The sequence below is a fragment of the Candidatus Pantoea rara genome, assembly GCF_051136265.1.
Taxonomy (GTDB): Bacteria; Pseudomonadota; Gammaproteobacteria; order Enterobacterales; family Enterobacteriaceae; genus Pantoea; species Pantoea rara.
In genome coordinates this window covers 66,288-79,783 of sequence record NZ_CP194944.1, presented here as the reverse complement: position 1 = coordinate 79,783, position 13,496 = coordinate 66,288, and the positions used below count along the sequence as shown (strand labels likewise).

The following is a 13,496-nucleotide window of genomic DNA, read 5'->3' as shown; positions in this document are numbered from 1 at the left end:
GGAGGAGCGAAAAATCACTCACAGTGACATCCGTCAGCACCTTGCGGAACATCTGACGCGACTCTGGCGTTACGGCTATGTGCTGTCGCATAACCGTGACATGGCAGAAGAGCTGGTGCAGTCAACCTGCGTACGCGCGCTGGAACGCAGCGCGCAGTTCACGCCGGGCACGCGTGTTGATCGATGGCTTTTTTCGATCCTTCACTCCATCTGGGTCAGCGATTTACGGGCGAGAAAGGTGCGACAGGGACAGGGATTCGTTGATCCCGATGCGTTACTGGCCGCAGATAACCACGCCATTAGCGACGACAACCGTCATTTCCAGCGCATTATGCAGCAGGTTAACGCCTTACCCGAGGCGCAGCGCAATGCGTTGTTTCTGGTTTATGTCGAAGGACTGACCTACAAGGAAGCGGCGGAGACGCTGGCCGTTCCGATTGGCACGATTATGAGCCGTCTGGCCGCTGCACGTACCACGCTGGCAAGACAGCCAGCGACCTCGCCCGTACCCCAGGAGAAACGGAGATGAACAGGGAAACTTTTACGCCACCGTGGCGCGATGAGGCGATAGTCGCCTGGCTGGATGGTGAGATGACCCCGCAGGAAGCCGCGCAGTTTGAGCAGGCGATGGCGGAGGATGCGGAACTGGCCGCGCGGGTAGAACAACTCCAGCACAGTAGTCTCGATTTTGAGCAGGCTTTTGCGCCGCTACTGGAACAGGCACCCCAGGCAAGAATGGCACAGCAACTGGCGGACATCCCGACACCTGCGCCGATACCCGCTAAAGGCTACAGCCGCCGGGCACTGATTGCGGCATCAGTCAGCTTTTTGCTGGTGGGCAGCAGCATCGGTTTTATGGCAAGACCGTCAGATGATGAGAAAGAGGAAAGCCAGAATATCCGCGATCTGGAAGCACGCTATATGTCACTTTACAGTGCTGAAACGCTGGCTGATACGCTCAATGACGCCGCTATGCTGCAGAGAGGCCTGGACCGTACCCGACTCGATCTGGGATTGCAGCTGCACCCGCAGCAACTGCACCTGCCAGGGGCTGAACTGAAAATGGTGCGGATCCTGCGATACGAACGGACGTCCATCGCGCAGATTGCCTGGCTGCACGCAGATTATGGCCCGATGGCGCTCTGTATCTCGCCCGCGCCGCACGTTACGAACCCGATTACCCGTGAACAACGCCACGGCATGCAACTGGCATGGTGGAAGCGTGACGGCTATCAGTATGTGCTGATTGGCCGCAATCCACCGGCCCAGCTGGCTGCCACAGCAGAAACATTGCAGACCGCGCTCAGTTAAACCGGCTTTCCCGCAGCGGAGACTGCAACAAGATTATCTGGATTGCGCGGTAATGGTCAGCGCAATGTTTACACGGTCATCAACCACACCGACCAGTCGATCCATGCCGAAGGCAGAACGCGAGATAGCTGTGGAGGCATGCAGCGCCAGCGCTCGAGACGCCGGGTCAATTGTCTTTCCGCTGTCCAGCGAGGCCAGCATAACCACTGGCCGGCTGACGTTTTTAACCGTCAGTACGCCAAAAATCCGGTAATTACCGTCACCCAGTGAGGCAACGCGGCTGCTCACAAAGTGAATCTGTGGGTAACGTTCTGCATCAAAAAACAGGTCACTTTTCAGTTGCCAGGTTAACAGGCTATTCGAAGCCACCAGCGTTCCCACCGGAATATTCACTTCAATGCGGTCGTCATGATCCTCTTCGGGATTGAGCGTCACCATGCCGGTTACGCCCTGCAATCTGGCCTGCGAAAAGTCGTGACCAAAAGCGCGCCATGAGAGGCCAATCGATGTTTTATCGGGCGTTATGGCATAGGTTACCGGTGCGGCATAAAGCGCCGGGCTGAACAGGGCGAACAGAGTACATAAACAGGCGGTACGTATCATCACTATTTTCTCTTTATTAGGCAGACCAAACGTTAACGCCTGAAACCGCGATCTTATTCACTTTTTTCAGCACTGTTTTTACCCTGCAGGCACAGATAATCTGACAGATGTTAACTGACTGTCACCAGAGATTCATCAAAGTGTCATGATTATTGAGAGGGCGGAGCATTAATAACTAACAATATTAAGAATACATTAAGACGCTATTATTACGCTGTGATTTTCCTGGGATGAGCGGGGTGCTATTTTTTTCAAATATTCTGCAAATATAAAAGCAGGATCGGAATAGTAAAAATACTCTATAAAATCATTAATTTATTTTTTTCATCAGTAAGTCACTTTTCTCTGATGTGCTGATTCCTGGCCTGATGACAGTAAGGATCAGCTCTTTTTAAACAAATTATAAATAAATCAAAAAGAGTTGAGGTCAGAATCACTATCGGCAATTTAATAATGAACTTTTTCGGAAACCCTTAACTCACTGCTCCTTGATTTTATTGTCATTCACGCTATTCATTTAATGTTCAGTTAAGTTTCATACGGTAGTTTGTATTAGCGGTCCGGTAACCTTAATTCCATAAAGGGAAAACGTGGTGTCAATAACACCATAGCCGGATGTTGATAATGTGCTTTTTCTTTTCTTATTCCGGCGTTGTCCCTGATTAACAACATGCGACAGCTTATAGGTTAGATCTGCAGGAGTTTTAGCATGGAATTTTTGCCATTTTCCCGCCCTTCATTTGGTGATGAAGAGCTAGCTGCTGTTAAAGCGGTATTTGACTCTGGGTGGATAACAACTGGCGCAAAATGCGCCGAGCTGGAGCAGGCCTTTGTTAAGCTGACCGGCAACCAGCACGCCATTGCGGTGAGTTCAGCCACGGCGGGCATGCATGTCACGTTGATGGCGATGGGAATCGGGCCAGGCGATGAGGTGATCACGCCGTCCATGACCTGGGTCTCTACCCTTAACCTGATCACCTTGCTGGGCGCCACGCCGGTGATGATTGATGTCGATCCAGATAACCTGATGGTCACGCCGGAACGGATAGCCCTGGCGATAACACCCTGCACCCGCGCCATCATTCCGGTGCATTACGCCGGTGCGCCTGCCGATCTCGACCCAATTTATCAGCTGGCTGAGCAGCATGGCATCGCCATCATCGAAGATGCGGCTCACGCGGTGGGCACCACTTATTGCGAAAAGCCGGTAGGGCATCGCGGTACCGCTATTTTCTCTTTCCACGCCATCAAAAATATTACCTGCGCGGAAGGGGGCCTGGTGGTGACTGATGACGCCGCACTCGCCGATCGTATCCGCAGCCTGAAGTTTCATGGCCTGGCGGTGGATGCGTTTGACCGCCAGACCCAGGGGCGTCTGCCGCAGGCTGAAGTGATGATGCCGGGCTTTAAATATAATCTGCCGGATATCAGCGCAGCTATTGCGCTGGTGCAGTTACAGAAATTACCGGGCTTTATTGCCCGCCGCCGTGAGATTGCTGAACGCTATCTTGACGCGCTGCGCACGCTGCCATTTGAACCGCTGGCGTTGCCTGCCTGGCCACATCAGCACGCCTGGCACCTGTTTATTATCCGCATTGATGAACAGCGCTGTGGCCTGTCGCGCGACGCCTTCATGCAGGCTTTGAAAACGCGGGATATTGGCAGCGGTCTGCATTTTCGTGCGGCGCATACCCACAGATATTATCGCGAGCACTATCCCGACTTACGTCTGCCCGCCAGTGAACTTAACAGCCAGCAGATGTGTTCGATCCCACTGTTTCCGTCAATGACGGATCAGGATGTCGAGCGAGTGATTCAGGCTTTACATGACATTGCGGGAGCCTGAGATGCGCGATATCAAACCGATCAATATGCTCTCCGTGGTCATCCCGGTCTATAACGAGGAGCAAAGCCTGCCGGAGCTGCTTAACCGCACCACCGCCGCCTGTGACGCCATCAATATTGCGTATGAAATTCTGCTGGTGGATGACGGCAGCAGTGATCGTTCAGCCGAACTGATTGAACAGGCCTCAGTCGTTCCCGGCAGCCGGATAAAAGGTGTGCTGCTCAACCGCAACTACGGTCAGCACTCCGCCATCATGGCCGGTTTCAGTCAGGTTCGTGGCGATCTGATTGTTACGCTGGATGCCGATCTGCAGAACCCGCCGGAAGAGATCCCGCGCCTTGTCGATGCTGCGCGTCAGGGTTATGACGTGGTGGGCACCGTCCGGCAGCAGCGCCAGGACACCTGGTTCCGGCGCAAGGCATCGCGCACGCTCAATCACCTCATTCAGCGGGTTACCGGCAAAGCGATGGGAGATTATGGCTGCATGCTGCGCGCCTATCGTCGCCACATCGTCGAGGCGATGCTCAACTGCCATGAACGCAGCACCTTCATTCCGATTCTGGCCAACACCTTTGCCCGACACACCATTGAGCTGCCGGTGATCCACGCCGAGCGGGCCTTTGGTGATTCGAAATACAGCTTTATGCGCCTGATCAACCTGATGTACGACCTCGTGACCTGCCTGACCACTACGCCATTGCGATTGCTCAGCGTGGTGGGGAGCCTGATTGCGCTCTCCGGCTTCGCCTTCTCGCTGGTGCTTATCGTACTGCGACTTTTCTTTGGTGCGGCGTGGGCGGGAGACGGCGTCTTCGTGTTGTTCGCCGTCCTGTTCATGTTCATCGGTGCCCAGTTTGTGGGTATGGGACTGCTCGGAGAGTACATCGGGCGCATTTATAACGACGTTCGGGCGCGTCCGCGCTATTTCGTTCAACGCATTGTTCAGGCTCCAGAAGAGCCTTCAGTACAGGATACTCAATCATGAAGACCGTTGTTTTCGCCTATCACGACATGGGCTGTGTCGGCATCAATGCGCTGCTGAATGCAGGCTATGAGATTACCGCCATTTTTACGCACAATGATGTGGCGACCGAAAATCACTTTTTCGGCTCAGTAGCCCGTCTGGCGGCCGAGCACGGTATTCCGGTCTATGCACCGGATGAGGCGAATCACCCGATCTGGCTTGACCGCATCCGCACCATGGCGCCAGAGATGATCTTCTCCTTCTATTATCGCCATCTGCTGAGCGATGAAATCCTGCAATGCGCTGAAAAGGGAGCTTTTAACCTGCACGGTTCACTGCTGCCAAAATACCGTGGCCGTGCACCGCTGAACTGGGCGCTGGTCAACGGCGAGCGTGAGACGGGCGTGACGCTGCATCGCATGGTGACGCGCGCGGATGCCGGTAATATTCTGGCGCAGCAGACGGTGGCGATTGTGGATCCGGACAACGCGCTGACGCTGCATCGCAAACTGACCCAGGCCGCAGAGCAGTTGCTGAACGATGTATTACCTCGCCTGCGTAAGGGTGAGGTCAGTGAGTGGCCGCAGGATGAGAGTCAGGCAACCCGTGTGGGCCGTCGCACGGCCGAAGATGGCCGTATTGACTGGAATCAGCCTGCTGAGACGATTCACAATCTGGTCAGAGCGGTTACCGATCCGTGGCCGGGTGCCTTCGCCTTTGCCGGTTCGGTTAAATTTATCGTCTGGAAGAGCCGGGTTCATCCGCAGCAACATCAGGCGAAGCCAGGCACCGTGCTCTCCAAACAACCGTTCCTTATCGCCTGTGGCGAGGGCGCGCTGGAAATCCAGACCGGACAGTCTGATCATGGCGTCTACATGAACGGCAGCCAGCTGGCACAGAGTCTGGGCATGGTGCCTGGCGCACTGCTCTATTCAAAACCGCAGTCGGCCTTGCAGCGTCGTACCCGTGTGTTAATCCTCGGCGTTAACGGCTTTATCGGTAACCATCTCACCGAACGTTTGTTACAGGATGAGCATTTTGAAGTCTATGGCCTGGATATCAGTTCAGACGCTATCAGTCGCTTCCTGGATCATCCGCGCTTCCATTTTGTCGAAGGGGATATCGCTATCCATTCCGAATGGATTGAGTATCACATCAAAAAATGTGACGTCATCCTGCCGCTGGTGGCGATCGCTACGCCGATTGAGTACACCCGCAATCCGCTTCGCGTGTTTGAACTCGATTTCGAAGAAAATCTGAAAATCATCCGCGACTGTGTGAAGTATCAAAAACGCATCATTTTCCCCTCCACTTCAGAAGTCTACGGCATGTGTACCGATGACAGCTTTGATGAGGATACCTCTAATCTGGTGGTCGGGCCGATCAACAAACAGCGCTGGATCTACTCCGTATCCAAGCAGCTGCTGGACCGCGTGATCTGGGCGTATGGCGAAAAAGAGGGACTGCGCTTTACCCTGTTCCGTCCGTTCAACTGGATGGGGCCGCGTCTGGATAACCTCAATGCGGCGCGTATCGGCAGTTCCCGTGCGATCACTCAGCTTATCCTCAACCTGGTGGAAGGCTCACCGATTAAGCTGATCGACGGCGGCAAGCAGAAGCGCTGCTTTACTGACATCAGCGATGGTGTTGAAGCACTGTTCCGCATCATCGAAAACAAACAGCAGAATTGTGATGGGCAGATCATCAATATCGGTAACCCGGATAACGAAGCCAGTATCAAAGAGCTGGCGGAGCAGCTGCTGGAAAGCTTCGAACGCCACCCGCTGCGCAGCCAGTTCCCGCCGTTTGCCGGTTTCCGCGAAGTAGAAAGCAGCAGTTACTATGGCAAAGGTTATCAGGATGTCGAACACCGCAAACCCGCTATCCGCAATGCGCGTCGCTTACTTTGCTGGACGCCGACTGTGACCATGGATGTCACTATCGACAACACGCTCGACTTCTTCCTGCGCACCATTGAGCAACAGGCTGATAAGTGATGAAGAAGATCGGTCTGCGGATTGACGTAGATACCTGGCGCGGCACGAAGCAGGGTGTGCCGGCGCTGCTTGAGCTGTTCCAGCGTCATGCGGTGCGGGCCAGTTTTTTTTTCAGCGTAGGACCGGACAACATGGGCCGCCATCTCTGGCGGCTGGTGAAACCTGCGTTTCTCGTGAAGATGCTGCGATCACGCGCTGCGTCGCTCTATGGCTGGGATATTCTCCTCGCCGGAACGGCGTGGCCGGGAAAGCTGATGGGACGAGGCTTGCGGCATGTCATTCAGGATACCGCCCGCTATCACGAGATGGGCCTGCACGCCTGGGACCATTTTGCCTGGCAGACCTGGGCGGGCGTCTGGCCGCAGGATAAGCTGGTGGAGCAGATAGCGCGCGGCACCGAAACGCTGAGTGAGATCCTCGGCCATCCTGTCAGTTGCTCGGCCGTCGCAGGCTGGCGCGCCGATGGCCGGGTGATCGCCGCTAAACAGGATTTTGGGTTTCACTACAACAGCGACTGTCGCGGCATCGGGCCATTCCGGCCCATGCTGCCGGATGGACAGATCGGTACCGTACAAATTCCGGTGACGTTGCCTACATGGGATGAAGTGGTTGGCCGCGAGGTCAGCGCAGAAGGTTATAACGACTATATTCTGGCAAAAATGCTCGCTTCTGACGAGGGCGCCGTATACACCGTGCATGCCGAAGTCGAGGGGATCATTGGCTACCCGGACTTTGACCAGCTGCTGACTGCTGCGGCACGCAATGGCATTCAGTTCTGCCCATTAAGCGAGCTGCTGCCCGACGATCTGAGCACCTTACCGGTGGGCAGGGTCGTCAGAGGCGAAATCCCTGGACGGGAAGGGTGGCTGGGCTGCCAGAAACTGACTGAAGAGGCAAACTAGTGCGGATACGTAACAACACGAAGTGGCTACTTTTTTTCAGCTTTTTTGTTCTCTATTACCTGATCCCGCCGACATTCCGCGACCTCTGGCAGCCGGATGAGACTCGCTATGCGGAAATCAGCCGGGAGATGCTGGCAACCGGTAACTGGGTCACGCCGCACTTCTTCGGCCTGCGCTATTTTGAAAAACCGATTGCTGGCTACTGGGTTAACTCGCTGGGGCAATGGCTGTTTGGCCACACCAACTTTGGCGTGCGGGCAGGATCGATATTCTCAACGGCGATCACTGCCGCACTGATCTACTGGCTCGGAAGGCGGCTGTTTGGTTCATCACGCACCGCCGTGGTCGGTTCCCTGATTTTCCTCAGTTCGTTGCTGGTGTATGGCGTGGGCACCTATGCGGTGCTGGACCCGATGCTGATGCTCTGGCTGGCCGCCGCGATGTGCAGCTTCTGGCTGGCGACGGAGGCGAGCGGACGCGCTGGTCGTGCGGGCGGCTTTCTGTTGCTGGGTCTCGCCTGCGGTATGGGGTTTATGACCAAAGGCTTTCTGGCGCTGGCAGTGCCGGTGCTGGCAATTCTGCCGTGGGTGCTTTGGCGTAAGAGACTTCTTGAGCTACTTTGCTTCGGGCCGCTGGCGCTGATTTCAGCCGCAGCGATCAGCGCCCCCTGGGCGCTGGCCATCTATCATCAGGCTCCCGATTTCTGGCACTACTTCTTCTGGGTTGAGCATATCCAGCGCTTTGCGGAAGACAATGCGCAGCATAAAGCACCTTTCTGGTATTACCTGCCAGTTCTGCTGCTGGGCACGCTGCCGTGGCTTGCGCTGTTACCGGGCGCATTGATGACCGGCTGGCGCGAGCGTCAGCAACATCCGGGTGCGCTTTATCTGCTGAGCTGGACGGTGATGCCAGTGCTGTTTTTCAGCCTGGCAAAAGGCAAGCTGCCGACCTACATTCTGCCCTGTTTTGTCCCGCTGTCGCTGCTGATGGCACACTATGGTCTGAACGCCGCGCAGCGTACTGGTCGCGCATTAACAGTGAATGGCTGGCTTAACCTGATTTTCGGCATTCTCACTCTGGCAACGGTTGCGCTGGTGCTCGCGCCCTGGAGCGTGACGCATCATCCGCTGTTTGCCACACACGAGATGCTGAAACTGGCGCTGGGTGCACTGGCGTTTCTCATCTGGGGCCTGGTGGGTGCATACAGCTGCCGCTCTTCACAACGCCGCTGGCTGGCGGCTGCGCTTTGCCCGCTGGGCGTCGCGCTGTTTATTGGCACGGCGATTCCGGACAAAATCCGTGATGCCAAACAGCCGCAGCACTTTGTCTCGACGATCAGCGAGCGTCTGGCCTCCAGCCACTTTATCCTGGCGGATAATCCTGGCGTAGCCTCTGCCGCAGCCTGGCATCTGCAGCGCAGCGACATCGGTTTCTATGACACTAAAGGCGAGCTGGAATATGGGCTGAGCTACCCGGACGCGCAATCCCGCTTTGTCTCTCAGGCGGACTTTAGCGGCTGGCTTGCCGAACATCGCCGCACGGGAAGTGTGTCATTGCTGTTGCTGTTTGATTCGCCACACAGTGATATAGGCGAGGATGTTCCGGTGCCGGACGCCGTCTATCGGCAGGGCAGGCTGGTCTGCCTCTATTACAGTCAGATGAAGTAAATGCTGCTGCTGATTATATTGGTGAGCCTGCTTAGCTGCAGCGCACAACTGTGCCAGAAACAGGCGACCCACGCGGCAACGCGGCGGGTTCGCCTGAGCTGGATTGGTGTGAGTGTGCTGCTGTTAGGTATAGCGATGCTCCTCTGGCTGCTGGTGCTGCAGCGGGTGCCTGTCAGCCAGGCCTATCCGATGCTGAGCCTGAACTTCATCTTCGTTGCGCTGGCCGGACGCATCCTCTGGCGTGAACGGCTGACGCTGCGACAGATTGCCGGCACGCTGCTGGTGGTGACGGGTGTGGCGCTGATGGCGAGTCAGCTATGAAAGGGTACGGATGGGTCGCATGCAGCGTGCTGCTGGTTTCAGCGGCACAGTTAATGATGCGCTGGGCAATGCCACGTCTGCCCGATGTCAGTAGCCTGACGTCGCTGCCCGCCTTCGCCATACTGCCCGCTTTGCTGTTGCTGGCCGGGCTGGGCGCCTATGGCATTTCCATGCTCTGCTGGATTCGGGCGCTACACTATTTTCCGCTCAACCGGGTCTATCCGCTGCTTAGTCTGAGTTACGTACTGGTCTGGCTGGTGGCGGTCTGTGTGCCAGTATTCCATGAGGCATTCAGCTGGCATAGCCTGGCGGGTGTGGTGATTATTGTAATCGGTCTGCTGTGCATTGTGGTTAAGCCCTGAAATGAGTATTTTCCCATAAAACTTACTTCTTATTAGCGTTTTCGGGCAGCGATTAACGCTAATAAGAGGCGTACTGGTATTAACAGATAACTGCTGGTTAGCAGAGCGGTTTGATCTTAGTGGCTAACGCACTGATGTCGCTGATAACCAGATCCGGCGCAGGCGCCAGCGGATACAGCGCCTGTCCCTTACGGCTGACAAATGCAGTCTTCATTCCTGCACGTTTTGCTCCCCCGACATCCCAGCCATGCGCCGCCACCATCATGCACTCAGAGACCGGCTTACCCATCTCTTTCATGGCCCATTGATAGACTTTGAGATCGGGTTTATACACCTGAGGCTGTTCCACGCTGAGAATACGGCTGAAAAGCGGAGCCAGCCCGGCAGAACTGAGTTGCTTTTCAGCCAGGGCGGCAGAGGAGTTGGTCAGTGCAACCAGCGTAAAACCCTGCTGCTGCAATGCAGACAAGCCAGGGGCTACGTCAGGGTGAGCGGGCATGGCCGCGATAATGTCAGAAAGTGGTGCCGCGTCTGCTGGCAGAGTGACGCCGTACCTCATGGCCGTCATCTCCAGTACGGCTTCGGCGATGTCACCAAAGCTATGCCAGCTGCCCGTCACTGACTCGACCAGTGAATGATGCAACAGCGAGGTGAACCAGGCCTCGGCGCGTTCTGGTTTGTTGCCGAGCCGCTGCGCGACAACCTTGTTCAGTTCTTTTGTATCCAGCAGGGTTTCGTTGACATCGAAAAACAGGGTGCCGCTATAAGGTGCGGGATAATAGCTGTCGGTCATCGTGCCTCCGGTTAGTTTAATGGATGTGACTGGTGAGGCGTTAAGGTCGCTGACTGAAAGTAGAATACTGCAGAGGATTGCTCAAGATTGGGGCTTTGGTAGTTAAAACTGAACTACGGAAAGTGAAGCTATGATGGGAGTGTACATTGTGCGCAAAATACTTATTATGTTAAATATATGTATATTGTTGAATCTTCATCACTTAAATCCTGCTTTTCACCTATTCACCAGTCTCCATAAGCCCATTTACGCTATTAGCTGTAGTTATCTTTAAAAAGGCTGGGCAGGAAATGCTATGATCATAGTGAAGTTATACTTCACTCTTCCATAAATCTGTAATATGTGATAAGAATGCATGAAATGAGATTTATCTTAATAATTTACTAGTCAGGTGCTTTTATGGATGAAAAAGCTTTTTTTGGTTATCCCGGAAATCCAAATGAGATCGGTGAAGTTATTGAAGCTGCAATAGCTTCTTATAACAAACGTTCAATGAATGCAATTGTGTCATGGAAGGCACTCGAAATCGCCGGGGCATTTATTGCTGATCAAGTTTTGAAACAGATAGATGAATCTGACTTATTTTTAGCTGACATAAGCCATTTGAATTTCAATGTTACTTATGAAATAGGTTATGCTATAGGTAAATCAAAGAGAGTAATATTATTTAAAAATAAAAGTTTGGTTTCTAAGGGTGTCAAAATTAGTGATGTGGGGATTTTCGATACATTAGGATATCATGATTATGAGAACTCTTCAGATTTGATTAAGTTATTTTCGACCCCTCACTCAAGTAAATCTTTAGATGCATTAGTCGATAAAAACCTAAAGGCTCCTGTTTACCTTCTTGATACACCTAATAAAACGGATTGGTCCACAAAAATCATATCAAGAATTAAAAAAGCGGGATTCATTTTCCGTAACTTTGATCCAAATGAATCTCCGAGGCTTTCCGCCTATGATGCGATTAATCAAGTATCACAGTCTTACGGTGTTGTTGTACCACTCCTAGGCTCGAATTCCGCAGGGGCTGAAATTCACAATATGCGTGCAGCTTTTATTGCTGGCCTTGCTGATGGAATGGGTAAGGCAATGACAATAATTCAATCTGGGGATGAACCTGTTCCAATTGACTATAGAGACTTTGTAAATTGCACCTATCACCCTGATGATGTAAACCAGTTTATTGAGGTTTTCGCAGCGGATGTAACTCAATCATTTCAGAACAGTGATTCTAAAAATGTAAAAACTGAGCGTTCTTTCCTAAAGAGAATAAATTTAGGAGCAACATCTGCTGAAAATGAAATGAGAGAGTTGGAAAGGTATTATCTCGAAACAGATCAGTTCCTAAAATCTTTGAGAGGTGAGGCTCATTTAGTTGTCGGGAGAAAAGGCTCCGGTAAATCAGCAATTTTCATTCAAATTAGAGATGCTGAACGTGGAAAAAATAGAGCAAAGAATATTGTGCTTGACTTAAAACCTGACGGCTATAAGTTAATAAAATTCAAAGAAAGGATTTTAAAATTTTTAGCCGAAGGTACGTATCAGCATACTGTTACAGCTTTTTGGGAGTATGTTCTACTTCTTGAAATATGTTATAAAATTTTAGAAAAAGATAAACAGCGTCATATACATGATCATCAATTGTATGAAGGTTATAGACAACTTTCAGACCTTTATCATGTTGATGATTATGATTCAGAGGGGGATTTTTCTGAAAGAATGTCTACATTGATGGAGAAAATATATTCAGAATATCAATATCAATATGGTTCAGAAGAAAATGTTTCTTTAACGTCCCCTGAAGTAACAGAGCTTTTATATAAGCATGATGTAAAAAAACTAAAGAGTTTACTTTCTAACTACCTAAAAAACAAAGAATACTTATGGTTATTGTTTGATAATATTGATAATGGTTGGCCAACTTCTGGTTTAAAGCATGAAGACCTATTAATGATAAGGGCTTTAATTGATGCTACTAGGAAAATTGAGAGGCAATTTCACAACGATGATCTGAAAGTTCGCTCCATTGTTTTTTTACGCAATGATGTTTATGAGCTTTTAGTAAAAGAAACCTCAGATCGGGGTAAAGAAGCTAGTGTTCTTCTTGATTGGACTGATACGGACCTTTTAAGAGAATTGGTGAGGCTTAGAATCGTTTCTAATGGTTTGGATGAGAGTTTAGATTTTAAATCAGCGTGGCTCAGACTTTTTGTGAGTCATCATAAGGGAGAGGAGACATCTCAATTCCTCATTGAGAGGTCTTTGATGCGACCAAGATTTCTTCTAAACTTGATAAACCATTGTAAGAGTTTCGCAATAAATTTAAATCATGATTTAATCGAAAGCTCAGATATTGAGAAAGGTACAACAGCTTATTCATCAGATCTTCTTAGAGATATTGGATATGAATTAAGTGATATATACAATGAGTCAGACGGCATACTATATTCCTTTGTTTCGTGCCCTTCAGAGTTATCAGAGGAAGATGTGTTAGGTAAAATTAGCTCATTTGGTATTGATCAAGATAACGCAAAAAGAATTCTTGATTTACTTTTATGGTATGGATTTCTGGGTATAAAAATAAACTCTGATGATCCTAAGTTTATTTATGATTTTAGTTATAATAAAGCGCTTATGGATGGTATTAAAAAGAATTCTAGCCATTTAATTACACTGGTCATAAATCAAGCATTTTGGCCGTCATTGATGATTAATCATTAAAATAAT

Annotated in this window: 12 protein-coding genes; 10 read left to right on the top strand and 2 right to left on the bottom strand. The window is 51.4% G+C overall.

All coding sequences use genetic code 11. The annotated features are described in order from the left end of the window. The first annotated feature begins 28 nt into the window (after positions 1-28). A complete protein-coding gene (locus tag ACR8BF_RS21065) occupies positions 29-529 on the top strand; it encodes an RNA polymerase sigma factor (RefSeq protein WP_179899177.1) in 501 nt (166 codons plus the stop codon). After that, positions 526-1,311: an anti-sigma factor family protein gene (locus ACR8BF_RS21060; protein WP_313700710.1), complete on the top strand. Its 786-nt coding sequence runs from the start codon at positions 526-528 to the stop codon at positions 1,309-1,311. The genes ACR8BF_RS21065 and ACR8BF_RS21060 overlap by 4 nt, the downstream gene beginning before the upstream one ends. Before the next feature lie 33 nt (positions 1,312-1,344). Here ACR8BF_RS21060 and ACR8BF_RS21055 read toward each other — a convergent pair whose 3' ends face one another. After that, positions 1,345-1,914: a YceI family protein gene (locus ACR8BF_RS21055; protein WP_434746292.1), complete on the bottom strand. Its 570-nt coding sequence runs from the start codon at positions 1,912-1,914 to the stop codon at positions 1,345-1,347. 709 nt (positions 1,915-2,623) lie between these two features. Here ACR8BF_RS21055 and arnB point away from each other — a divergent pair. From arnB to arnF, 7 genes are read left to right on the top strand one after another with little or no spacing between them, the layout of a single operon-like run. Beyond that, a complete protein-coding gene (gene arnB, locus ACR8BF_RS21050; protein ID WP_179899072.1) occupies positions 2,624-3,760 on the top strand; it encodes a UDP-4-amino-4-deoxy-L-arabinose aminotransferase in 1,137 nt (378 codons plus the stop codon). A gap of 1 nt (position 3,761) precedes the next feature. Then, complete coding sequence (gene arnC / locus ACR8BF_RS21045) at positions 3,762-4,745, top strand: undecaprenyl-phosphate 4-deoxy-4-formamido-L-arabinose transferase (protein ID WP_313700707.1); 984 nt, start codon at positions 3,762-3,764, stop codon at positions 4,743-4,745. Further along, positions 4,742-6,721, top strand: coding sequence for a bifunctional UDP-4-amino-4-deoxy-L-arabinose formyltransferase/UDP-glucuronic acid oxidase ArnA (gene arnA / locus ACR8BF_RS21040; RefSeq protein ID WP_179899070.1), 1,980 nt, complete (start codon positions 4,742-4,744; stop codon positions 6,719-6,721). Before arnC ends, arnA begins: the two co-directional genes overlap by 4 nt. Then, positions 6,721-7,623, top strand: a complete 903-nt coding sequence (gene arnD / locus ACR8BF_RS21035; protein ID WP_313700703.1) for a 4-deoxy-4-formamido-L-arabinose-phosphoundecaprenol deformylase — start codon at positions 6,721-6,723, stop codon at positions 7,621-7,623. The genes arnA and arnD overlap by 1 nt, the downstream gene beginning before the upstream one ends. Beyond that, complete coding sequence (arnT, locus tag ACR8BF_RS21030; RefSeq protein WP_434746290.1) at positions 7,623-9,290, top strand: lipid IV(A) 4-amino-4-deoxy-L-arabinosyltransferase; 1,668 nt, start codon at positions 7,623-7,625, stop codon at positions 9,288-9,290. The genes arnD and arnT overlap by 1 nt, the downstream gene beginning before the upstream one ends. Further along, complete coding sequence (gene arnE / locus ACR8BF_RS21025) at positions 9,291-9,611, top strand: 4-amino-4-deoxy-L-arabinose-phosphoundecaprenol flippase subunit ArnE (protein ID WP_179899067.1); 321 nt, start codon at positions 9,291-9,293, stop codon at positions 9,609-9,611. Beyond that, positions 9,608-9,973 carry a 4-amino-4-deoxy-L-arabinose-phosphoundecaprenol flippase subunit ArnF gene (arnF, locus tag ACR8BF_RS21020; protein ID WP_313537343.1) on the top strand — a complete coding sequence of 122 codons (366 nt, stop codon included), beginning with the start codon at positions 9,608-9,610 and terminating at the stop codon, positions 9,971-9,973. Before arnE ends, arnF begins: the two co-directional genes overlap by 4 nt. Before the next feature lie 97 nt (positions 9,974-10,070). Here the strand turns inward: arnF and ACR8BF_RS21015 are convergent, their stop codons facing one another. Then, the gene (locus ACR8BF_RS21015; RefSeq protein WP_434746289.1) at positions 10,071-10,766 is read right to left on the bottom strand and encodes a haloacid dehalogenase type II; all 696 of its coding nucleotides are present in this window, start codon (positions 10,764-10,766) and stop codon (positions 10,071-10,073) included. Between the two features lie 399 nt (positions 10,767-11,165). Here ACR8BF_RS21015 and ACR8BF_RS21010 point away from each other — a divergent pair, with 399 nt between their 5' ends. Beyond that, positions 11,166-13,490, top strand: coding sequence for a P-loop ATPase, Sll1717 family (locus ACR8BF_RS21010; protein WP_434746288.1), 2,325 nt, complete (start codon positions 11,166-11,168; stop codon positions 13,488-13,490). The last annotated feature ends 6 nt before the right edge of the window (positions 13,491-13,496 follow it).

Excerpts from the sequence above, each read along its gene's own strand:
- ACR8BF_RS21060 (WP_313700710.1), top strand. The coding sequence starts at position 526 with ATGAACAGGGAAACTTTTACGCCACCGTGGCGCGATGAGGCGATAGTC.
- ACR8BF_RS21055 (WP_434746292.1), bottom strand. The coding sequence starts at position 1,914 with ATGATACGTACCGCCTGTTTATGTACTCTGTTCGCCCTGTTCAGCCCG.
- arnB (WP_179899072.1), top strand. The coding sequence starts at position 2,624 with ATGGAATTTTTGCCATTTTCCCGCCCTTCATTTGGTGATGAAGAGCTA.
- arnC (WP_313700707.1), top strand. The coding sequence starts at position 3,762 with ATGCGCGATATCAAACCGATCAATATGCTCTCCGTGGTCATCCCGGTC.
- arnA (WP_179899070.1), top strand. The coding sequence starts at position 4,742 with ATGAAGACCGTTGTTTTCGCCTATCACGACATGGGCTGTGTCGGCATC.
- arnD (WP_313700703.1), top strand. The coding sequence starts at position 6,721 with ATGAAGAAGATCGGTCTGCGGATTGACGTAGATACCTGGCGCGGCACG.
- arnE (WP_179899067.1), top strand. The coding sequence starts at position 9,291 with ATGCTGCTGCTGATTATATTGGTGAGCCTGCTTAGCTGCAGCGCACAA.
- arnF (WP_313537343.1), top strand. The coding sequence starts at position 9,608 with ATGAAAGGGTACGGATGGGTCGCATGCAGCGTGCTGCTGGTTTCAGCG.
- ACR8BF_RS21015 (WP_434746289.1), bottom strand. The coding sequence starts at position 10,766 with ATGACCGACAGCTATTATCCCGCACCTTATAGCGGCACCCTGTTTTTC.
- ACR8BF_RS21010 (WP_434746288.1), top strand. The coding sequence starts at position 11,166 with ATGGATGAAAAAGCTTTTTTTGGTTATCCCGGAAATCCAAATGAGATC.